This is a genomic window from Microbacterium sp. NPDC056044, from assembly GCF_042267145.1.
Classification (GTDB): Bacteria; Actinomycetota; Actinomycetes; order Actinomycetales; family Microbacteriaceae; genus Microbacterium.
The window spans coordinates 438605-460428 of record NZ_JBHJWZ010000004.1; the positions used below are offsets into that span (position 1 = coordinate 438605).

21 protein-coding genes and 1 tRNA gene are annotated in these 21824 nt (G+C 70.4%); 14 read left to right on the forward strand and 8 right to left on the reverse strand.

Going from position 1 to position 21824, the window contains the following annotated elements:
- Positions 1-305: 305 nt before the first annotated feature.
- Positions 306-764 (reverse strand): MarR family winged helix-turn-helix transcriptional regulator, encoded by a 459-nt coding sequence (locus ACFC1I_RS13905; protein ID WP_376010362.1) that lies wholly within the window; start codon positions 762-764, stop codon positions 306-308.
- A gap of 161 nt (positions 765-925) precedes the next feature.
- On the opposite strand from ACFC1I_RS13905, the gene ACFC1I_RS13910 reads away from it, so the two are divergent.
- A complete protein-coding gene (locus ACFC1I_RS13910; RefSeq protein WP_376010365.1) occupies positions 926-1363 on the forward strand; it encodes a hypothetical protein in 438 nt (145 codons plus the stop codon).
- Positions 1364-1975: 612 nt separating this feature from the next.
- Here the strand turns inward: ACFC1I_RS13910 and ACFC1I_RS13915 are convergent.
- Positions 1976-2200: a helix-turn-helix transcriptional regulator gene (locus ACFC1I_RS13915; RefSeq protein WP_376010367.1), complete on the reverse strand. Its 225-nt coding sequence runs from the start codon at positions 2198-2200 to the stop codon at positions 1976-1978.
- A 148-nt stretch (positions 2201-2348) separates the two neighbouring features.
- Here ACFC1I_RS13915 and ACFC1I_RS13920 point away from each other — a divergent pair, with 148 nt between their 5' ends.
- On the forward strand, positions 2349-2897 hold the full coding sequence (locus ACFC1I_RS13920) for a hypothetical protein (protein WP_376010370.1): 549 nt from the start codon (positions 2349-2351) through the stop codon (positions 2895-2897).
- A 233-nt stretch (positions 2898-3130) separates the two neighbouring features.
- Entirely contained in the window at positions 3131-4255 is a 1125-nt protein-coding gene (locus ACFC1I_RS13925; RefSeq protein ID WP_376010373.1) for a tyrosine-type recombinase/integrase, read from the forward strand.
- Positions 4256-4281: 26 nt separating this feature from the next.
- Here ACFC1I_RS13925 and ACFC1I_RS13930 read toward each other — a convergent pair.
- Positions 4282-4354, reverse strand: a tRNA-Arg gene (locus tag ACFC1I_RS13930).
- Positions 4355-4398: 44 nt separating this feature from the next.
- Positions 4399-5223 (reverse strand): SGNH/GDSL hydrolase family protein, encoded by an 825-nt coding sequence (locus tag ACFC1I_RS13935; protein WP_376010375.1) that lies wholly within the window; start codon positions 5221-5223, stop codon positions 4399-4401.
- A gap of 161 nt (positions 5224-5384) precedes the next feature.
- Here ACFC1I_RS13935 and ACFC1I_RS13940 point away from each other — a divergent pair, with 161 nt between their 5' ends.
- From ACFC1I_RS13940 to ACFC1I_RS13985, 10 genes are all read left to right on the forward strand, one after another.
- Positions 5385-6239: a transglutaminase family protein gene (locus tag ACFC1I_RS13940; protein WP_376010378.1), complete on the forward strand. Its 855-nt coding sequence runs from the start codon at positions 5385-5387 to the stop codon at positions 6237-6239.
- A gap of 43 nt (positions 6240-6282) precedes the next feature.
- On the forward strand, positions 6283-7950 hold the full coding sequence (gene argS, locus ACFC1I_RS13945) for an arginine--tRNA ligase (RefSeq protein ID WP_376010382.1): 1668 nt from the start codon (positions 6283-6285) through the stop codon (positions 7948-7950).
- Between the two features lie 2 nt (positions 7951-7952).
- A complete protein-coding gene (locus ACFC1I_RS13950) occupies positions 7953-8771 on the forward strand; it encodes a DUF2993 domain-containing protein (protein WP_376010384.1) in 819 nt (272 codons plus the stop codon).
- A gap of 148 nt (positions 8772-8919) precedes the next feature.
- A complete protein-coding gene (lysA, locus tag ACFC1I_RS13955) occupies positions 8920-10368 on the forward strand; it encodes a diaminopimelate decarboxylase (protein WP_376010387.1) in 1449 nt (482 codons plus the stop codon).
- Complete coding sequence (locus ACFC1I_RS13960) at positions 10365-11678, forward strand: homoserine dehydrogenase (protein ID WP_376010389.1); 1314 nt, start codon at positions 10365-10367, stop codon at positions 11676-11678. The genes lysA and ACFC1I_RS13960 overlap by 4 nt, the downstream gene beginning before the upstream one ends.
- A 24-nt stretch (positions 11679-11702) precedes the next feature.
- Entirely contained in the window at positions 11703-12791 is a 1089-nt protein-coding gene (gene thrC, locus ACFC1I_RS13965; protein WP_056370328.1) for a threonine synthase, read from the forward strand.
- A 35-nt stretch (positions 12792-12826) separates the two neighbouring features.
- The gene (gene thrB / locus ACFC1I_RS13970) at positions 12827-13735 is read left to right on the forward strand and encodes a homoserine kinase (RefSeq protein ID WP_376010884.1); all 909 of its coding nucleotides are present in this window, start codon (positions 12827-12829) and stop codon (positions 13733-13735) included.
- A 204-nt stretch (positions 13736-13939) separates the two neighbouring features.
- Positions 13940-16153, forward strand: coding sequence for a transcription termination factor Rho (gene rho, locus ACFC1I_RS13975; protein WP_376010393.1), 2214 nt, complete (start codon positions 13940-13942; stop codon positions 16151-16153).
- Positions 16154-16156: 3 nt separating this feature from the next.
- On the forward strand, positions 16157-17239 hold the full coding sequence (gene prfA / locus ACFC1I_RS13980) for a peptide chain release factor 1 (RefSeq protein WP_376010396.1): 1083 nt from the start codon (positions 16157-16159) through the stop codon (positions 17237-17239).
- Between the two features lie 49 nt (positions 17240-17288).
- On the forward strand, positions 17289-17687 hold the full coding sequence (locus ACFC1I_RS13985) for a hypothetical protein (protein ID WP_376010399.1): 399 nt from the start codon (positions 17289-17291) through the stop codon (positions 17685-17687).
- A 19-nt stretch (positions 17688-17706) separates the two neighbouring features.
- Here ACFC1I_RS13985 and ACFC1I_RS13990 read toward each other — a convergent pair whose 3' ends face one another.
- Complete coding sequence (locus tag ACFC1I_RS13990) at positions 17707-18312, reverse strand: TetR family transcriptional regulator (RefSeq protein WP_376010402.1); 606 nt, start codon at positions 18310-18312, stop codon at positions 17707-17709.
- A 106-nt stretch (positions 18313-18418) separates the two neighbouring features.
- On the opposite strand from ACFC1I_RS13990, the gene ACFC1I_RS13995 reads away from it, so the two are divergent.
- Positions 18419-19204 carry an SDR family NAD(P)-dependent oxidoreductase gene (locus tag ACFC1I_RS13995; protein ID WP_376010405.1) on the forward strand — a complete coding sequence of 262 codons (786 nt, stop codon included), beginning with the start codon at positions 18419-18421 and terminating at the stop codon, positions 19202-19204.
- A 39-nt stretch (positions 19205-19243) separates the two neighbouring features.
- Here ACFC1I_RS13995 and epsC read toward each other — a convergent pair whose 3' ends face one another.
- From epsC to cysK (ACFC1I_RS14010), 3 genes are all read right to left on the reverse strand, one after another.
- The gene (gene epsC, locus ACFC1I_RS14000) at positions 19244-19828 is read right to left on the reverse strand and encodes a serine O-acetyltransferase EpsC (protein WP_376010408.1); all 585 of its coding nucleotides are present in this window, start codon (positions 19826-19828) and stop codon (positions 19244-19246) included.
- The gene (gene cysK, locus ACFC1I_RS14005; protein WP_376010411.1) at positions 19825-20778 is read right to left on the reverse strand and encodes a cysteine synthase A; all 954 of its coding nucleotides are present in this window, start codon (positions 20776-20778) and stop codon (positions 19825-19827) included. The genes epsC and cysK (ACFC1I_RS14005) overlap by 4 nt, the downstream gene beginning before the upstream one ends.
- Positions 20779-20869: 91 nt before the next feature.
- The gene (gene cysK, locus ACFC1I_RS14010; RefSeq protein ID WP_376010414.1) at positions 20870-21808 is read right to left on the reverse strand and encodes a cysteine synthase A; all 939 of its coding nucleotides are present in this window, start codon (positions 21806-21808) and stop codon (positions 20870-20872) included.
- Positions 21809-21824 lie beyond the last annotated feature (16 nt).

The following is a 21824-nucleotide window of genomic DNA, read 5'->3' on the forward strand; positions in this document are numbered from 1 at the left end:
GTCGCAGCTGCGCTCCGACAGACGACGTCGTCGAAGCGCGATTACCGGGACGGGCGTCACCTCGATGGAGGCGACGTCGGCTTCCTCGTCCACTGGGCGGCAGCGTCGCACAGGCAACCTCGATCTCCGCAGTGCTGGGCGGGGCTGGGTGCCGATGCGTGCGGTGATCGCCGATTGGCTCGCGCCGGGCGGTAAATCCACGAGTGCTTTCGCTGATCGAATCGCTGCGTGTCAAGGATCAGCACTCGGAACGAGGGACGGTGCTCTCGCCAGACACCCGAGATCCTGGCTGTTGGCGATCGCTATCAATCCGAAGACGGCGCGGGTCTGTCCACGTCGCCGGCCGTGCGGATCTTTCCCAGCAGTCGGGCCAGAGCAGCCAGCTCCGTGTCGTCGAGGGCGGCGAACCACGGGCCGACTCTCGTGACGATTGCGGACTCGTAGACGGCGATCATCTGCTCCGCACCGGGGGCGAGCTCAAGGATGCGGGCGCGGCCGTCGTGCGGAGCGCGGTGGCGGCGCACCATCCCGCTGACCACGAGACCGTCGACCGCCTGGGTGACCGCGCCCGCAGTCAGCTGCAGCGCCTGAGCGGCGGCCGTCACGGTCACGGGCTCGGATGCGTGCGTGATGAGCGAGAGGATCTCCAACTGGGTGCGCGTGAACGAATCGTCCCCCGACAGCTGCAGATCGGTCGGGGGCACCAGGCGGCGGGTCAGGTCGACCAGCACCTGCAGCACTGCCTCGATATCGCGACCTCGCACCTCCACAATGTAACGCGCACCCGCCGCAGGCTCGCCGGAGATATGCTTTAGCTGTTGAAGTAATCAGGGTGCTCGCCCCACCCGCGTCGATTCCGTGCAGTCATGCCTGACGGACATCCTGCACCGTTCGCAAGGCGGCGCCCGGCGAGTGAGGGATTGACATGGGGTCGATCTACTACGGCGATGCGATGGCTCCGATCAACATCGAAGACCGGGCGCTGGCGCACCTGAAGGTCGTTATCGCGACGAGACTGCGGCGTGGCGAGAGTTTCACCGTTTCCTGGCAGCATGCGCAGGGCGAGCTGCCCGGCAGATCCACGATCTGGGTGCACCCTGCCATCCCGCTGCGGTTCGTGTTCGACGACCCTGAGCCCCCCGAGCTCAACCGCAGATGGATCGACGAGCTCGCAACCGCCTCCTACTCGACAGCCGGAATAACCCTCACCGCCGAGTACCTCGAGCCCGACCCTGCCTCCAGCGTCGACCCGCCGTCGGATGTCGAGCTGGGCAACGTCAAGGTCGCCGAGCTCGACGTCGACAAGCTCACCTTGGGTGGGAAGCACGTGACAGCCGCGGATATTCGGCCCGCATCGGAATAAGCCTCCGGTTCAGCCCAGCTGGTCTGGTGTCAAGACGACAGCCCTCCCCGATCCTCACCCTGAAAAGTGTTTGTCCCCCAAACGGGGGACAGCATAAGGTGAGTTCGGGTGTGCGAGGCGCGGGGCGTGGAGATCCGCCCGCCGCCGCCACTCGACTGGGGAATTCTGGGGCCTGGGCTGCCGACTTCCCTCGCGCAACCCCCCCCGTGCGCGAACAGTCGCTCGGACGCCGCAGATAAGGGCTGTGGCGTCCGAGCGACCTGAGCTTCGCCCGGTACGCGCCACGCGCCTGCTGGGGACAGGCTTGGTCTGGGGACACCTTTGTGACACGATTCCCCCCCCGGAATCGCAGGCTCCACTCGCACACCACCCTACGGGCGCCACCGCAAACCACCAAAGCATTCGGCATTTGAATCGATCTCACTCCGAGGAAGTTCACTTTCTCAACACTGGCCACAGCAGTAAGTGCCAATCTCCACGTGGCCTAAAGCCCGATGGCCGCGCGTGTCGGCAGTGGTGCATGCCCGAACAGGGAAGCTCAAGCCCTCCATTGCCTTGCCGGCAGTCTCCAGTGCCGATCACTCCCTGGGGATGGGCCGTCGAGGCGTTGGTCTAGTCCGACGCTGCTCCCGCGACCGATGCGGCGATCCACGCCTCCAGGTCGTCGAGCGCGTAGACGACCTTGCGGCCGAGCTTGTAGTACCTCGGACCCTTGTGTTCGTAGCGCCACATCGCGAGCGTGTTCTTGTTCACGCCCGGGAGCAAGTCGGCGACCTGCTCGGGGCTCAAGAACTCGTGGCTGAGCTTGGTGGCGCGGTCGCCGGCATGAGTCGTCATGATTCACCTCGTTTGCGTAATCGCTGACTGAATTGACACAAGTACACGCCTAAGTGATACTCGTCGTCAAGAGGTTCTGTGAATCAGTCGAGCGAACAGGCAAACTAGCGGGGTGACGGTTGACGTGACGACCCTTGAGGGCGACCCGATGACGGTGGCGGCTGCGACCGAGCCGCTCGGCGACAGGCTTCGCATAGCTCCCGCCTTCGTCGCCACCGCGACCAACGACGTCGCAGGCATCGAGACCGGGATCGAGGCACACTACGTGCGGTCGGAGGGACGGTATGTCGTGCGTACGATCGTCAACCGAGCGACCCGCGATGACTTCGACCAGGACGCGCTGCGACGGATCTCGATCGCCCCCATCATGCAAGCGGCGGTCCCGCATTGCATCGCTTTCGAGGCCGTCGACGTGGACCTCTGGACGACCGTCGCTGACACGACGGCGGAGGAGGGGCGGCTGGTGTCGCCGTTCATCGCGGTTGAAGTGGTGAAGCGTGGGATGAAGGAAGAACGGATGGCCGTGGTCTCGCTGATCTACGGTGCGACCGCTCTTGCCGGACTCCCGCCGGTTCAGGCGGTGGCGCGCGAACTCGACGTGCCCCACCGCACCGCGTCGGACTGGATCATGAAGGCGCGCAAGGCCGGCTATCTCGAAGGCATGGCCTACATCGTGGGCCGACAGCCAGAGCGGTAACTGAACCATGGGCAGCGTTGGGACCCACGAAACGGCCAACCGCCGCCGATGTCGCGGGCGCTCTCGAAAGCCCCATCACACCCCGACCGACAAGGATTGGCTCGCGCGGGTGGTCGGGAGAACGCCAAACCGGTCGTCCTGCCGCGAGCACGACTCGAGGCGGCGGTCGCGTCGTGCGTTCCCACGGCCGACGTCAAGGGAGACGATCTTGAAGCGACGGCCGAAGGACTCCAATGGGTAGCGTTCACCCGTACACGACGGCGGCCGGCGCGAAGCGCTACCGCATCAGCTACCGACGCCCAGACCACAAGCAGACGACAGAGCGCGGCTTCAAGACGAAGCGTGACGCCGAATTGCGGCTGGCAGAGGTCGAGCTTTCCAAGAGCCGCGGCGAGTATGTCGACCCTGCCAGTGCACGCGCGACTGTCGCGGACCTCGGCCGCGAGTGGCTCGCGCACCGTGAAGGCATCCTCAAGCCGTCGTCGTATCGGCCGCTGCAGTCCGCGTGGGGCAAGCACGTCGAGCCGAAATGGGGCAGCCGCTCGGTCGGCAGCATCCGCCATTCCGAGGTGCAGGCTTGGGTATCGGGTATGCAAGGTGGCTCGACGACGGTCCGACGTGCGCACGGGATCTTGGCGGGCATCCTGGACATCGCCGTGAACGATCGCCGGCTTGCGCGCAACGTCGCCCGCAACGTCGACCTGCCGAAGAAGACGAAGAACGCGCCCAGGCACTACCTCACGCACGCGCAGGTGCAGCTCCTCGCCGACCACGCGCGCGAACCCACGCTGGTGCTGTTCCTGGCCTACACCGGCCTTCGGTGGGGCGAAGCGACGGCGCTGCGGGTCCGGCACGTCGACGCGCTCCGACGCCGTGTGAACGTCGAAGAGAACGCCGTGCTCGTGTCGTTCGAAGTCCATGTCGGCACCCCGAAGACCCACCGCACCCGCAGTGTCCCGTACCCGGAGTTCCTCGCCCTGCCGCTCGCGCGGCTCGCCGAGGGGAAGGGCCGCGACGCGCTCCTCTTCGGAGGCGGAACCCAGCACGTTCGGCTGCCAGCGTCGAGGAACGGATGGTTCACCGCGGCCGTTCTCGCCGCGCAGGCGGACGATCCCACCTTCCCGCGGGTCACGCCTCATGATCTGCGCCACACGGCCGCGAGCCTCGCAGTGCAGGCCGGCGCGCACGTGAAGGCCGTGCAGCGGATGCTCGGACACGCGTCGGCTGCGATGACGCTCGACGTCTACGCGGACCTCTTCGACGACGATCTGGACGCCGTTGCGGCCGCTCTCGATCGCGCCAAGCGCGCCACGGATGTTGTCAAAGTGTTGTCACGAGAAAGGGATCGAGAGTCCTGATGACTCTCGATCCCTTGTCCCGACTGTGCCCCCGACAGGAATCGAACCTGCGACCTTTGGTACCGGAAACCAACGCTCTATCCCCTGAGCTACGGAGGCGTGCCGATCGAGACTACCATTCGTGCGCCCGTGGCCCCGCCACCTCAGGGCGCCGGGGGAGTGTCGTCGAGGGGTGCGTCGGCGACGATCGCGGGCTGCTGCTCCATGCGCTCGATCGCCGCCGCGACGCGGTCGGCGAGATAGGCGTGGCCGCCGGTCGACGGGTGGTCGCGGCCGACGGGGCCGGTGTCGATGACGTCGAGGTAGTTGGCGTCGGTGATCCAGTCCTCGGCGATGGGGGAGATGTACCACCAGCCGCGTGCGCCGGCGAGTTCGCCGAGGTCCGCGTCGATCTCGCGCGTGGCGCCCTCCACCGGCAGCACCTGCGGCGATGGGCCGAGGATCACGATCTCGGCGTCGGGGTAGCGGGCCGCGAGGGCGTCCCAGGCGGAGGTCACAGCATCCCGATATCCGGCCGGATAGAGCTTGCGGTCGTTGATGGACCCCTCGACGATGATGAGGTCGGGGTCGAGAGCGGGGTCCAGCGCGGCGATGCGCTCCCCGTACGCGGGGCCGTCGAGGCCCGGCTTGAGGTAGCCGCTGCCGCGCACGCCGTCCACGACGGTCTCGACGCCGAGCTCGTCGGCGAGCAGGTACGCGAAGCCGAGGGTCGGCACGGTCGCCGCCGAGCCGTAGACCCACGAGTCCCCGAACACGAGCACGCGCGCGTCGTCGTCGAGCACGAGCGGGGCGGGAGGAACGGATGCTGCGACCGTCGCGGAACCGTCGGCGACGGCTGCCGGGGCCACCGGCTCGGGAGCGCCCCACGGGCGCAGCACCGCGACGGCGCACACCGCGGCGACGGCCAGTGCGGCACCCGCCAGGGGGAGCCACAGCCGCCGTGCTCGGGGGCGTCCGGGCGCGTGCATAGAGAGAGGGTAAGTCATGCCGGATCGAGGTCCGCCCACGGGCGGCGAACTGGGGAAAAGAGGTGCCCGATCCTGAGGGTGGGAACCGCGTCCAGACCACTCGCAGGTAGACCTTGTCAACCCCGCGCGAACCACCCTCCGCGGCATGCGAGGATACTTCGGTGCAACGCGTCGTGACCGCTGAGATGGACCTCGAATTGGGGGCATCCGTCGACCTCATCTTCCAGATCGCAGCCGCTCAGGCGGTGCCGATCTCGAGTGAGCAGCTGACGTTCACACAGGGCGATCGCGTGTACACGCCGACCGAGATCGTCGACCAGGCGGGAAGCCGCCTGCACCGCCTCACCGGCGAGCCCGGACTCCTCGAGATCCGCTACGAGGCGACGGTCGACGGGCAGGCGGCGACGGGCCGCACGAGCGACCTCGAGGCCATCACCTACCTGCGTCCGAGCCGCTACGCGCAGTCCGACGAAGTGTTCCAGCAGGCTCGCCGTCAGTTCAAGGGGCTCTCGGGCCACGACCTCATCGCTGCCGTCTCCGAGTTCGTCTCGACGAGCACGACGTACACGCCCGGCCTCAGCCAGGGCACCGACAGCGCCGTGACCACCCTCATGACGGGCCAGGGTGTCTGCCGCGACTACGCGCACGTCGTCATCGCGCTGCTGCGCGCCATGGACATGCCCGCCCGCTACGCCGCCTGCTACGCGCCGGGCCTGCGGCCGATGGACTTCCACGCGGTCGCCGAGGCCTACCTCGACGGCGCCTGGTACGTCATCGACGCGACACGTCTGTCGAACCGCAACTCGCTGGTGCGCATCGCGACGGGTCGCGATGCCGCCGACTGCGCGTTCCTCAGCTATCACGGCGGCTACGTGGGACTGAAGCGCCTGCGCGTCGACGCGTGGGTGGTGCCCGAGGCCGCGACCCTCGACGGGCTCGACACCCTCCCCGAGCCGTTGCCCGCGGCATCCGATCCCGCGAACGACGACTTCGGCGCCCTGGTGCAGATCTCCTGACGCGCCGGGCCGGGGCGGGTTGCGCCCGTAGACTTGACGGGCTATGAACCCCGAAGCCCTCTCCGCCGCCCTGCTCGCCGTCATCGCCCCGCTCGCCGAGGCGCGACGACCCGGTGCGGCCGAGGGGCTCACCGCCGCCGATCTGCCGCTCGAGCGGCCCAAGAACCGCGACCACGGCGACTGGGCATCGAACGCGGCGCTCAAGCTCTCGAAGGTCGTCGGCGCCAACCCGCGCGAGTTCGCCGCCGAGATCGCGGCGGGCCTCGCCGCGGTCGACGGCATCGCGGCTGTCGAGGTCGCAGGACCCGGCTTCATCAACATCCGATTGGATGCTGCGGCCGCCGGCGCGCTCGCGAAGACCATCGTCGACGCCGGCGCGGCGTTCGGCACGAACGAATCTCAGCGCGGCAACACCATCAACCTCGAGTTCGTGAGCGCCAACCCCACGGGTCCGATGCACATCGGCCACACCCGCTGGGCGGCTCTCGGCGACTCGATGGCGCGCCTGCTGCTCGCCAGCGGCGCGACGCTGGTCCGTGAGTTCTACGTCAACGACGCCGGCGCGCAGATGGACCGGTTCGGCCGCTCCGTGCTCGCCGCGGTCAAGGGCGAGCCGACCCCCGAGGACGGCTACCCGGGTTCGTACATCGACGACCTCGCGCAGCGCGTCGTGGCTGCGGTGCCCGAGCTGCTCACGCTCCCCGAGGACGAGCAGCTGCGGATCGCGCGCGACCGTGCCTACGAGCTGCAGCTCGGCGACCTGCAGTCGTCGCTCGAGAAGTTCAACGTGCACTTCGACGTCTTCTTCAGCGAGCGCACGCTGCACGCGAAGGGGTCGAAGGGGGAGCCGAGCCTCGTGGACGAGGCCGTCGACCGCCTGCGCGAGCAGGGGCACGTGTTCGACGACGAGGGCGCCGTGTGGGTGCGCACCACGGACTTCGGCGATGACAAAGACCGCGTGATCCGCCGCTCCAACGGCGAGTACACGTACTTCGCCGCCGACGCCGCGTACTACCTCAACAAGGGCGACCGCGGCTTCGCGCACAAGATCTATCTGCTCGGCGCCGACCACCACGGCTACGTGCACCGCCTGAAGGCGCTCGCGGGCGCCGCGGGCGACGACCCCGAGAAGGACATCGAGGTGCTCATCGGGCAGCTCGTGTCGGTCAACGGCGCACGGCTGTCCAAGCGCGCGGGCAACATCATCGAGCTCGACGACCTCCGCGACTGGATCGGCACCGACGCCCTGCGCTACTCGCTCGCCCGGTACCCCGCGGACTCGCCGCTCACGCTCGACCCCGAGATCCTCCGCAAGCGCACGAACGACAACCCCGTCTTCTACGTGCAGTACGCCCACGCGCGCACGCACAACGTCGCCCGCAATGCGCACGGCTCCGGGGTCGACCGTTCGGAGTTCGCGCCCGAGCTGCTCACGCACGAGACCGAATCGGCGCTCCTCGGCGCACTGCAGGAGTTCCCGCGCATCGTGGCTTTCGCCGCCGAGGTGCGCGAGCCGCACCGGGTCGCCCGCTACCTCGAAGAGCTCGCGGGGCTCTACCACCGCTGGTACGACAACTGCCGCGTGATCCCGCTGGGCGACGAGCCCGTCGAGCCGGTCCACCGCACCCGCCTGTGGCTGAACGACGCCACCGGCCAGGTGCTGCGCAACGGGCTCGACCTCCTCGGCGTCACCGCACCGGAACGGATGTAGACATGGCCCGTGGCGACACACAGGTGACCGAACCGCTTCCCGAGGGCATGGTGCCCCAGGCGCCGGAGCGTACGCGCCGCGTGTGGCCCTGGATCGTGGCGTTCGCGATCGTCGCGGTGCTCGCCGTGGCCGCGTGGTTCGCGGCCGAGGCGATTGCACGCCAGGTCGTGACGGGCGTCGTACGCGATCAGGTTCGCACGCAGCTGTCGCTTCCGGCCGACCAGCCGATCGACGTGGAGATCCCCGGAGCGGTGATCCCGCAGCTCATCTCGGGCTCCATCGACGCCCTCACGATCGCGTCCGACGACGTGGCTTTCGGCGGCGTCACCGGCGATGTCACGGTGACCGCGCACGACGTGGCGGTGCGGGGCAGCGGTGAGATGAGCGGTGCCACCGCGACGGTCTCCCTCGACGAGGCGCAGCTGCGCACGCTGCTGTCGTCGGTCGAGGGCTTCCCCGCCGACACCGTCGGTCTCGCCGCGCCCGACGTGACGATGTCGATGGAGCTGCAGCTGTTCGGTGCCGGCATCCCCGTGGGCGTGGCGCTGACGCCGACGGTCGCCGACGGCGACATCGTGCTCACCCCGGCCGTGCTCCGGCTCGGTGAGTCCGAGGTCAGCGCCGACGCGCTGCGCAGTCAGTTCGGCAGGATCGCCGACACCGTGCTGCGCGACTGGGACGTCTGCATCGCGCAGTACATCCCCGCGGGGGTCACGCTCACCGCGGTCGAGGTGACGGGGGAGGTGCTCGTCGCCGACTTCGACGTCGACGGAGCCATCGCCACAGATCCGTCGCTGCAGCAGAACGGCACCTGCGCCTGAGACGCCGTGGGGCGTCACACGGCACGGGGCTCCGGAGCCGCGTGCCCTAGACTGCTACCACCGCCAGGCGCGTGACCCTTCCGGCCTGGCACAGCCGCACCCGGACTCCCGGACGGCCAGCGTCGAAGCTCCCACCGATTGGTCCACCGTGTCCGCCGACCCGCATTCCCGTTCCGTCGCTCCTGCGTGGCTCGAACGCCCCTCCGACGCGAACGGGCTCGCCCCCGCCGTATGGCCGGCAGCCGCGACGCGTGACGCCGACGGCGTGCTCGAGCTCGGCGGCATCTCTGCGACCGCCCTGCGCGAGCGGTTCGGCACACCTCTCTATGTGGTCGACGAGGACGAGGTGCGCACCACCGCCCGGCGCACCCTCGACGCGTTCCGCGCGGCCGCAGCGCTGCACGGCGTGCAGGCCCGCGTGTACTACGCCGGCAAGGCGTTCCTGAGCACCGAGGTCGTGCGCTGGGTCACCGAGGAGGGCCTGGCGGTCGACGTCTGCAGCGGCGGTGAGCTCGCCGTCGCCCTCGCGGCCGGCGCCGACCCCGCGCGACTCGGCTTCCACGGCAACAACAAGTCGGTCGCCGAGCTGGAGCGTGCCGTCGAGGTGGGCATCGGCTCGATCGTCATCGACAGTCTCATCGAGATCGAGCGCCTCGCCGCGATCGTCGAGCGGCGCGGAACGACGCAGGCCGTGTTGCTGCGGGTCAACAGCGGCGTGCACGCCGAGACCCACGACTTCCTCGCGACGGCTCACGAGGACCAGAAGTTCGGCTTCACGCTGACGGATGCCCCGGCCGCCGTCGCGCGCATCCGCGAGCTCGCCGGGCTCGAGTTCGTGGGCCTGCACTGCCACATCGGGTCGCAGATCTTCGGCACCGCCGGCTTCGAGGAGTCCGCCTCCCGTCTGGTGGAGCTCCACGCGGAACTGCGAGAGGGCGGTGAGCTGCCCGTCCTGAACCTCGGCGGCGGCTTCGGCATCGCCTACACGTCGGTCGACGACCCGACGCCGATCGAGGCGCTCGCCCTCGGCATCGCGGAGGCCGTGGCCCGGCAGTGCGAGGTGCGCGGCATCCCGGTCCCGAATCTCGCGTTCGAGCCCGGCCGTGCCATCGTCGGCCGCGCCGGGGTGACCCTGTACGAGGTCGGCACGACCAAGCCGGTCGCGCTCGAGAGCGGCGACACCCGGCTCTACGTGAGCGTCGACGGCGGCATGAGCGACAACGCCCGCCCCGCCCTGTACGGCGCGCAGTTCTCGGCCCGCATCGCCTCGCGCACCAGCGACGCCGCACCCGCGCTCACGCGGGTGGTGGGCAAGCACTGCGAGTCCGGCGACATCGTGGTGGACGCCGAGTATCTGCCCGGCGACGTGTCGCCCGGCGACCTGCTCGCGGTCCCCGCGACCGGTGCGTACTGCTTCTCGCTCTCGAGCAACTACAACTACGTCCCCCGCCCGCCCGTCGTGGCGCTGCGCGGGGGAGAGGCGCGCGTCATCGTGCGCGGCGAGACGATCGACGATCTGCTCGCCCGCGACGCCGGCCTCACGACCGTGCACGACGGGCGCGAGCTCGCCGGCGCACCGACGGAAGGGAACGCATGACCGACTACCGCCGCCTCCGCGTCGCACTGCTGGGAGCCGGAGCCGTCGGCTCGCAGGTCGCCGCGCTGCTGCGACAGCACGCCGACGAGCTCGCCGACCGGGCGGGTGCGCGACTGGAGCTGGTGGGCATCGCCGTGCGCGACGTCGACGCCAAGCGCGAGACCGACCTGCCGCGAGAGCTCTTCACGACCGACGCGGACTCGCTCATCGTCGGCTCCGACATCGTCATCGAGCTCATGGGCGGCATCGAGCCCGCGCGCGAGTACGTGCTCCACGCGATCAACTCGGGCGCCGACATCGTGACCGCCAACAAGGCCCTCCTTGCGACGCACGGCCCCGAGATCTTCGACGCCGCCGACCAGGTGGGCGCCGAGGTCTACTACGAGGCGGCCGCGGCCGGTGCCATCCCGATCATCCGCCCGCTGCGCGACTCGCTCGCCGGCGACCGCGTGCAGCGCATCATGGGCATCGTCAACGGCACGACGAACTACATCCTCGACCGCATGGACACCGAGGGCGCCGACTTCGCCGAGGTGCTCGCCGACGCGCAGCGCCTCGGCTACGCCGAGGCCGACCCGACCGCCGACGTCGAGGGCTACGACGCGGCGCAGAAGGCGGCGATCCTCGCGTCGCTCGCGTTCCACACGACGGTTCCGCTCGATGCGGTGCACCGCGAGGGCATCACGTCGATCGACAAGTCGATGATGGATGCTGCGCGCCACGCCGGGTACGTCATCAAGCTGCTCGCCGTGTGCGAGCGCCTGACCGAGGCATCCGGTGAATCCATCTCGGTGCGCGTCTACCCGGCGCTCATCGACCGCGCCCACCCGCTCGCGAGCGTGCACGGCGCCAACAACGCGGTGTTCGTACAGGCCGAGGCCGCCGGCAACCTCATGTTCTACGGTGCGGGCGCCGGTGGCGTGCAGACCGCGTCGGCGGTGCTCGGCGACGTCGTGTCGGCCGCGCGCCGCCACATCGCCGGCGGTGTCGGCGTCGGCGAGTCGACGCTCGCGAACCTGCCGATCGTCCCCGTCGGGCGCGTCACGACGCGCTACCAGATCACGCTCGAGGTCGACGACCAGCCGGGCGTGCTGGCGACCGTCGCGGGCATCCTGAGCGAGGGCCGCGTGTCGATCGCGACCGTCGAGCAGACGGTCGTCGAGTCGGCCGAGGGCGAGAGCGGCGTCGCGCGACTGGTGATCGGCACCCACAAGGCGCTGGAGCAGGACCTGAGCGAGACGGTCGACCGCCTCGCCGCGAGCGGCGTCGTCGAGCGCGTCGTGTCGGTCCTGCGCGTCGAAGGCAATTGAAGACTTTTCTGAAGGAGAACTGACATGGCACACGTTTGGCGCGGAGTCCTCCGCGAATACGCAGACCGTCTGGGCGTCACGGATGCCTCGACCGTGGTCACCCTCGGCGAGGGCGGCACGCCGCTCCTGCCCGCCCCCGCGCTGTCGCGCCGCACCGGCACCGACGTGTGGGTGAAGTTCGAGGGCATGAACCCCACGGGCTCGTTCAAGGACCGCGGCATGACCGTCGCCGTCTCGCGCGCGATCGAGCACGGTGCGAAGGCCGTCATCTGCGCGTCGACCGGCAACACGTCCGCCTCGGCCGCCGCGTACGCCGCCCACGCCGGCATCACCGCCGCGGTGCTCGTGCCCGAGGGCAAGATCGCGATGGGCAAGCTCAGCCAGGCCGTGGCGCACAACGGCCGTCTCATCCAGATCCGCGGCAACTTCGACGACTGCCTCGAGATCGCGCGCGAGCTGGCCGACAACTACCCGGTGCACCTCGTGAACTCGGTCAACCCCGATCGCATCGACGGTCAGAAGACCGCCGCGTACGAGGTCGTCGAGCAGCTGGGCGACGCCCCCGACTTCCACTTCATCCCGGTCGGCAACGCGGGCAACTACACCGCGTACACGCGTGGATACCGCGAAGAGGCCGAGGCCGGCGTCTCGACCCGCGTGCCCCGCATGTTCGGCTTCCAGGCCGCCGGCTCGGCGCCGCTCGTCACCGGCGAGGTCGTGAAGAACCCGGAGACGGTGGCCAGCGCCATCCGCATCGGCAACCCCGCCTCGTGGGAGCTCGCCCTCGAGGCGCGCGCGGCGACCGACGGGTACTTCGGCGCCATCGATGACGACCGCATCCTCGCGGCCCAGAAGCTCCTCGCGGGCGAGGTCGGCATCTTCGTCGAGCCCGCGTCCGCGATCAGCGTCGCCGGTCTCCTCGACCGCGTCGAGGCGGGCATCGTGCCGCAGGGCGCCCGCGTCGTGCTGACGGTGACCGGCCACGGCCTCAAGGACCCGCACTGGGCGCTGCGCAACGCCGACGGCTCGGAGGTCGAGCCCACGGTCGTCGACGCGACCACGTCGGAGGTGGCATCCGTCCTGGAGCTCGCCCCCGCGGCGGCGACCGCGTGAACGCAGCCGTCGCCCCGGCGCCCGGCCGCCGTGTGATGGTGCGGGTTCCCGCGACGAGCGCCAACCTCGGACCCGGGTTCGACACCCTCGGCCTCGCGCTGAGCGTGTACGACGAGCTCGACGTCACGGCGCTGCCCGAGGGCGAACTCGAGATCGAGGTCGAAGGAGCCGGCGCGGCCGACGTGCCGCGCGACGCGTCGCACCTCGTGGTGCGGGCCATCGCGTACGCGTACGAATCGGTCGGGCGACGGATGCCGGGCCTGCGCCTCGTCGCCAAGAACGTGATCCCGCACGGGCGGGGGCTCGGCTCGTCCGGCGCGGCCGTCGTCTCGGGCCTGCTGGCCGCCAAGGGACTGCTCGAGGGCGATGTCGAACTCGGACCCGACGCTCTGCTGCGCCTCGCGACGGAGCTCGAGGGCCACCCCGACAACGTCGCCCCGGCGCTGTTCGGCGGCCTCACGATCGCGTGGGTCGACGAGGACGGCCCGCAGCACAAGAAGCTGCTGGTGCACCGCGGGGTGTCGCCGCTCGTCTTCGTGCCGGCATTCACGATGTCGACCGAGCTCGCCCGCAGCCTGCAGCCGCTGCACGTGCCGCGCGAGGACGCCGTCTTCAACGTCTCGCGCTCCGCGCTGCTGATCGCGGCGCTCACCCAGAGTCCCGAGCTGCTGCAGGCGGCGACCGAGGACAAGCTGCACCAGAACTACCGCGCGAGCGCGATGCCCCAGACCGACGGTCTCGTGCGGACGCTGCGCGCGGCAGGCTTCGCGGCCGTCGTGTCGGGGGCGGGGCCGAGCGTGCTCGTGCTCGCCGACGGCCCGGGACGACGCCTCGAGGCGGCCGCTCTCGCGGCGTCCGCGACCGACACCCCGTGGGAGTCGCTCATGCTCGCCGTCGACTTCAAGGGTGGTACAGTGAGGGAGTACGCGGAGGGTTCCACGTAAGACGTGAATCTGGCCTCCGTCGCAATTCTGCGAAACCACCGCACGGCATCCTGACCTGCCGACGTCCGCTGAGCACCCTCGCGGTCCCTCACCCCGTCGGCGGGTGTTTCGACAGGCGTGACAACTGATCGAGACAGGCAGACGCCACCCGGCAGCGCCGTGCGATCGTGCACAATCGTTTCCGTTTTTCACAAGGGAGAACTCGTGGAGTCCATCTCCGAGATCCACGCCGATGTTCCGGCCGACGAGCGCGCGGAAGCGCCCGAGGCCGTCGACGGCGCAGGCAGCATCGAAGCCCAGTCCGAGGCCGTCGCCGAGGAAGCCGTGATCGAGGCCGTGGCGGCCGACGGCGTGGCCGAAGCAGCGGTTGAGGTCGCCGAGGCGGCGGACGCCGTCGCTGACGAGGCCGTCGTCGAGGCGCTCGCCGCCGAAGAGGTCGCCGAGGAGGCCGTCGCCGAGGCGATCGTCGCCGAGGAGTCTGGTGACGCCGTCGCCGCCGAGGCCGCTGAGGAGGCAGCCGAGGTGGCCGTCGCCGAGGCGATCATCGCCGACGCGGTCGCCGAAGAGGCGATCGTCGAGGCCGCCGTCGCGGACGCGGTCGCCGAGGAGGCCGTGGCCGAGGCTGTCGTCGCCGAGGTCGTGGCCGAAGAGGTCGTCGCCGAGGTCGTGGCAGAAGAAGCCGCACCGGCCAAGGCGCCGGCGAAGGCACCGCGCAAGCGCGCGCCGCGCCGCGCCAAGAGCACCGACGTCCCGTCGGCCGAGCCCGCCGCTGAGACGCCCGCAGAAGCCCCCGAGGCCGCTGCCGCCGAGGCCGCACCGGCCGAGGCCGGCGAGCAGGCCGCGGCCGAAGCATCCGTCCCCGCGGAGCCCGCCGCCCCCGCAGAGGCTGAGGCGCCCGCCGCCGATGCCGAGACGCCCGCCGAGGGCGAGGGCGGGGAGCAGGCCGCCGAGGGCGAGGGCGCAGACACGCCGTCGCGCGGCCGGAGCCGGAGCCGGAGCCGCAGCCGCAACCGCAACGCGCAGAACCAGAACGGTCAGAACGCGCAGGGCCAGAACGCCCAGGGCGGCCAGAACCAGAACCAGAACGCCCAGCCCGCCGCGGAGCCCGCGAAGGCCGACGCGCAGGACGACGACCAGCAGGCGCAGGCAGGCGGCCGCGGTCGCCAGCGCAACAAGCGCCGGGGCACGCAGGCCGCCGGCGGGGACGAGTTCGAGACCGAGATCGGCGAGGACGACGTCCTGATCCCGATCGCCGGCATCCTCGACGTGCTCGACAACTACGCGTTCGTGCGCACCACCGGTTACCTCCCCGGCCCGAGCGACGTCTACGTCTCGCTCGGCCAGGTCAAGAAGTACAACCTGCGCAAGGGCGACGCGGTCGTCGGCTCGATCAAGCAGCCGCGCGACGGCGAGCAGTCCAGCCGCCAGAAGTACAACGCGCTGGTCAAGGTCGACGCGATCAACGGCCTGTCGGTCGACGACGCCGCCGCGCGCGTCGAGTTCGGCAAGCTCACGCCGCTGTACCCGCAGGAGCGCCTGCGCCTCGAGACCGCGCCCGAGAAGCTGACGCAGCGCATCATCGATCTCGTCGCGCCGATCGGCAAGGGCCAGCGCGGCCTCATCGTCGCGCCCCCGAAGGCGGGCAAGACGATCGTGCTGCAGCAGATCGCCAACGCGATCGCGATCAACAACCCCGAGGTGCACCTCATGGTCGTGCTCGTGGACGAGCGCCCCGAAGAGGTCACCGACATGCAGCGCACGGTGAAGGGCGAGGTCATCGCCTCGACCTTCGACCGTCCCGCCGAAGACCACACCACGGTCGCCGAGCTCGCCATCGAGCGTGCCAAGCGCCTGGTGGAGCTGGGCCGCGACGTCGTCGTGCTGCTCGACTCGATCACGCGCCTCGGCCGCGCCTACAACATCTCGGCGCCGACCTCGGGCCGCGTGCTCACCGGTGGCGTCGACGCGTCGGCGCTGTACCCGCCCAAGCGCTTCTTCGGCGCCGCGCGCAACATCGAGAACGGCGGATCGCTCACGATCCTCGCGACGGCCCTCGTCGAGACCGGCTCCAAGATGGACGACGTGATCTTCGAGGAGTTCAAGGGCACCGGCAACAGCGAGCTGCGCCTGAACCGCCAGCTCGCCGACAAGCGCATCTTCCCGGCCGTCGACGTGAACGCGTCGTCCACGCGCCGCGAAGAGATGCTGCTGTCGCCCGACGAGGTGAAGATCACCTGGAAGCTCCGCCGCGCGCTCGCGGGCCTCGAGCCCCAGCAGGCCCTCGAGGTCGTGCTCGGCAAGCTCAAGGAGACGCAGTCGAACGTCGAGTTCCTGGTGCAGATGCAGAAGTCGATCCCCGCGCCCGCGAACGGGCACGGCGGTGGCCGCAGCCACGATCACGACAACAGCATCCGCTGAGCCGTGTTCGAGTCCGTCAAGGGGCTGATCGACGAGCACCGCGCGGTCCAGGAGGAGCTCTCGGACCCCGCGGTGCACGCCGACGCGGCGCGCGCCAAGCGGGTGAACCGGCGCTACGCCGAGCTGTCGCGCATCGTGAAGGCCCACGAGGACTGGGTGGCGGCATCCGATGATCTGGATGCCGCCCGCGAACTCGCCCGTGAAGACGATGCCTTCGCCGAGGAGGTGCCGGCCCTCGAGGCCGGGCTGGCCGAGGCGCAGGAGAAGCTGCGGCGCCTGCTGATCCCGCGCGACCCCGACGACGCGCGCGACGTGATCATGGAGATCAAGCAGGGCGAGGGCGGCGCCGAATCGGCGCTGTTCGCCGCCGACCTCCTGCGCATGTACCTGCAGTACGCCGCGTCGAAGGGCTGGAAGACGGAGCTCCTCGAGCGCAACGAGTCCGACCTCGGCGGCTACAAGGACGTCCAGGTCGCGATCAAGGGATCGTCTTCCGACCCCTCGCAGGGCGTGTGGGCGCACCTCAAGTACGAGGGCGGCGTGCACCGCGTGCAGCGGGTGCCCGCGACCGAGTCGCAGGGGCGCATCCACACCTCGACCACCGGTGTGCTCGTCTTCCCCGAGGTCGACGAGCCCGAAGAGATCCACATCGACCCGAACGACCTGAAGATCGACGTCTTCCGCTCGTCCGGTCCCGGCGGGCAGTCGGTCAACACGACGGACTCCGCGGTGCGCATCACCCACGTGCCGACGGGCATCGTCGTGTCGATGCAGAACGAGAAGTCGCAGCTGCAGAACCGCGAGGCCGGCATGCGCGTCCTCCGGGCGCGCCTGCTCGCCAAGCAGCAGGAAGAGCTCGAGGCCGCGGCATCCGATGCCCGCAGGTCGCAGATCCGCGGCATGGACCGCTCCGAGCGCATCCGCACGTACAACTTCCCCGAGAACCGCATCGCCGACCACCGCACCGGCTACAAGGCCTACAACCTCGACCAGGTGATGGACGGCGCCCTCGGCCCCATCGTCGAGTCGGCGATCGCCGCCGACGAAGAGGCGCGCCTGGCCGCCCTCGGCTCCGACGACGACTGAGGCTGTGGCGCGTAGGGAGTGATGGTCCCCACGCCGCTAGGCTTCGAGCGTGCTCACGCTCGTCATCCGCGCCCTCATCTTCCTGGTGTCGGCGGCGCTCGGCCTCATCGTCGCCGACCTGCTCCTCCCGGGCTTCTCCCTGCACTGGAACGACTGGTGGGGGATCGTGCTCGCGGTCGTGATCTTCGCGGTGCTGCAGAGCGTGCTGGCGCCCTGGCTGTTCAAGATCACCCGGCGGCACGCCAACGTGCTGATCGGCGGCATCGGCCTGCTGTCGACGTTCGTGGCGCTGCTGATCGCCGTGCTGATCCCCGCCGCGGGCATCGGCATCGACGGTCCGGTCGCGTGGATCATCGGCACGCTCATCGTGTGGCTCGTGACGGCGCTCGCGACGTGGCTGCTGCCGCCGCTGTTCATCAAGAAGAAAGTGTCGGAGCGCCGAGACTGACGGCGAGCCCGCAGAAGGCTCAGACGGCGTCGGGCGCGTGCGCCGACAGCGCGCGGAAGATGCGCAGCGCGTCGTCGTGAGGCGCGTCAGGCTCGTCTGTGGCCGCCCACACCTCGAAGGCGATGCGGATGGCGCTGGTCGCGGCGGCGGCGAGGATCCGCAGCGACAGGTCCGCAGCATCCGTGTCCCTCTCCCGCAAGAGGGGGAAGAGCATCCGCTCGGACTCGCCGTTCACCCGGTACCAGACGGCGGCGAGGTCGGGGTCATCGCCGGCCGCGCGCAGCACGCCACGCACCAGGCCGAGGCTCTCGTCGCGTGCCGGCGGCGACAGGGTCTCGCGGATCGCGCGCTCGAGGGCATCGCGCACCGGGAGGTCGGCCGGCATGCCGGAGATCCGCGCGCGCCACTCGTCGGCGCCGACGGCGAGGAGAGGTGCGACCGCGTCGGCCTTGCTGCGGAAGTAGCGGTAGAACGTGCGCACGGCGACGCCCCCGGCCTCGGCGACCTCCTCGGTCGTCACGTCCTGAGAGCCGCGCTCGGCGAAGAGCCGGGCCGCGGCGCGTGCGACGACGATCTGCGTCTCGGCCTTGCGTCGCTCGGTCAGGGTGAGAGGCCGCTCGGTCATGGTGAGAGCCTACTCGTGCTGGCGAGATGTGCAGGAGTGGCACATCGTGCCAGGTAGGCGTAGGGTGTACGCGATTGCGGGCGAGCGCTCGCGGAAGGGAACGACGATGGAGCGTTACGAAGGGCGTCGGGTGCTCGTCACCGGCGGTGGATCCGGCATCGGCCAGGCGACCGTGCTGCGCATGCTGGCCGAGGGCGGTCACGTGATCGCGGCCGATGTCAGCGAGGCGGGCCTGGCCGACACGCGCGCGAAGGCCGGCGACGCGGCCGAGCGCCTCGGGACCATCGTGGTCGACATCGCGGACGAGGCGTCCGTGAAGGCGGGCGTGGCCGATGCGGTCGCGCAGCTGGGCGGCCTGGACGCGCTCGTGAACGCCGCGGGGATCCTGCGGTCGGCGCACACCGAGCAGATGGCGCTCGACGCATTCGAGCAGGTCATCCGGGTCAACCTCGTGGGTACGTTCCTCATGATCCGCGAGGCGATCCCGGCGCTCCTCGAGGGCAACGGCGCCGCGGTGGTCAACTTCAGCTCGACCTCGGCGATGTTCGCCCACCCGTACATGGCGGCCTATGCGGCGAGCAAGGGCGGCGTGCAGTCGATGACCCACGCCCTCGCGGCGGAGTACGCCAAGCGCGGCATCCGCTTCAACTCCGTGCAGCCCGGCTCCATCTCGTCGGGCATGACCGACGGCAGCGGGCAGAGCCGCCAGAGCATGGGCCCCGGCCTTCCCGAGGACGCGGACTTCAGCCTGTTCGTCAAGCTCGCGCCGGGCATGGGACAGGGCTTCGCCGGCCCCGAGACCGTGGCGTCGGTCGTCGCGATGCTCGCGAGCGACGACGGCTCGTTCATCACCGGTACCGAGGTGCGGATCGACGGCGGCACCCACTACTGAAACCGCAGCCGGGAGGGCCGCTTCGGCGGCCCTCCGGCGTCAGATGTAGTACTCGGGCGTCGAGAGCAGCGCGCGGGTGTCCTCGCCGACGCGGCGGGAGCGCGGCTTCGCGGGCACACCCACCAGCACGCTGTCGGCGGGCGCGTCCTTGGTGACGACGGCGTTCGCGCCGATGACGGAACCCTCGCCGATCGTGATCGGGCCGAGCACCTTCGCTCCCGCGCCGATGGCCACGCCGTCCTCGATCGTGGGGTGGCGCTTGCCGCCCTCGCGCTGACGGCCGCCGAGCGTCACGCCGTGGTACAGCATGACGTCGTCGCCGACCTCGGCGGTCTCGCCGATCACGACACCCATGCCGTGGTCGATGAAGAAGCGGCGGCCGATCGTGGCGCCCGGGTGGATCTCGATGCCCGTGAGCCACCGGGTGATCTGCGAGCCGGCGCGCGCGGCGAAGCGGAAGTCGCGCGTCCACAGGGCGTGCCACACGCGGTGCGCCCAGATCGCGTGCAGCCCCGGGTAGAGCACAGCGATCTCGAGGCCGCCGCGGGCCGCGGGGTCGCGCAGCTTCGCGGCGGCGACGTCCTCGCGCACGCGGGCGAAGAATCCGATGCGTTCGTCGGTCATTTGCTTCCGGCCTCCGGCTCGCGCAGGTGCTCGTACAGAGCGGTCGACAGGTAGCGCTCACCCGAGTCGGGAACGATCACGACGATGCGCTGCCCGGCGGCCTCGGGGCGCGCGGCGATCTGGAGCGCCGCCCACACGGCGGCGCCGGCCGACATCCCGGCGAGGATGCCCTCGCGGGTCGCGAGCTCGCGCGCGACGGTGATGGCGTCGTCGAACTCGACGTCGAAGATCTCGTCGACGACAGAGCGTTCGAGCACGTCGGGAACGAAGTTCGGGCCGATGCCCTGGATGCGGTGGCCGCCGGCGCGGCCCTCGGTGAGGACGGGGGAGTCCTTCGGCTCGACGAGCACGATCTTGACGTCGGGGTTGCGCTGCTTGAGCACCTGGCCGACGCCGGTGACGGTGCCGCCGGTGCCCGAGCCCGCGACGAACCAGTCGACGCGGCCCTCGGTGTCGCGCCAGATCTCCTCGGCGGTGGTCTTGCGGTGGATGGCGGCGTTCGCCTCGTGCTCGAACTGGCGGGCGAGGACGGCGCCGGGGGTCTCGGCGACGATGCGCTGGGCGGTCTCGACCGCCTCGGTCATGCCCTTATAAGGGTCGGTGAGCACGAGCTCGGCACCGAACGCCTTCAGCAGCGTGCGCCGCTCCTTCGACATCGACGCGGGCATCGTCAGGATCACGCGGTAGCCGCGCGCCGCGCCGATCAGCGCGAGCGAGATGCCGGTGTTGCCGCTCGTCGACTCGACGATCGTGCCGCCCGGCAGCAGCTCACCGGCCGCCTCCGCGGCCTCGACGAGGGCGTAGCCCAGGCGGTCCTTGACCGACGAGCCCGGGTTGTAGAACTCGAGCTTCGCGAGCACCTCGGCACCGAGGCCCTCGGTGAGCGCGTTGAGGCGCACGAGCGGCGTCTCGCCGAAGGCGGTGGTGATGTCGGAATGGATGCCGGGCACGGTGGAGCTCCCTCGATTCAGTCGGCGCGGACGACGACGACGGCGCGCCGGCGCCCGAACGGGTCGGTAGCCGGCGCGCCGTCGTGATGACTCAATCTTCGCGCAGATCCTCGAAGAGCGCGGTCGACAGGTAGCGCTCGCCCGTGTCGGGGGTGACGACGACGATCTTCTTGCCGGCGTTCTCGGGACGCGCGGCGAGCTGCAGAGCGGCCCACACGGCGGCGCCGCTCGAGATGCCGACGAGGATGCCCTCCTTCGCGGCGAGGTCGCGCGACGTCGAGATGGCGTCCTCGAACTCGACGGTCACGACCTCGTCGAACACCTCGGTGTCGAGGATCGGCGGCAGGAAGTTCGGGCCGATGCCCTGGATCTTGGCGGGGCCGGGCGTGCCGGTCGACAGCAGCGGCGAGGCGGTGGGCTCGACGGCCACGACCTGCACCTCGGGCTTGCGCTCCTTGAGCACCTGGCCGACGCCGGTGATGGTTCCGCCGGTGCCGACGCCGGCGACGAAGATGTCGACCTCGCCGTCGGTGTCGCGCCAGATCTCCTCGGCGGTGGTCTTGCGGTGGATCTCGCGGTTCGCCTCGTTCTCGAACTGCTTCGCGAGGATCGCGCCGGGGGTCTCGGCGACGATGCGCTCGGCCTCGGCGACGGCGAGCTTCATGCCGCCGGCGGGGTCGGTGAGCACGAGCTCGGCGCCGAAGCGCTTGAGCAGCTGGCGCCGCTCGACCGACATCGACGACGGCATCGTCAGGATGACCTTGTAGCCGCGCGCGGCGCCCACCAGGGCCAGCGCGATGCCGGTGTTGCCGCTCGTGCCCTCGACGATGGTGCCGCCGGGCTTCAGCGCACCGGCCGCCTCGGCGGCGTCGATGATGGCGATGCCCAGGCGGTCCTTGACGCTGGAGCCCGGGTTGTAGAACTCGAGCTTGGCGAGGACCTCGGCACCCGAGCCGTTCGTCACCCGGTTGAGGCGGACGAGCGGGGTGTTGCCGAAAGCAGCGGTGATGTCGGAGTGGATGCCGGGCATGTCGGGCCTTTCACGG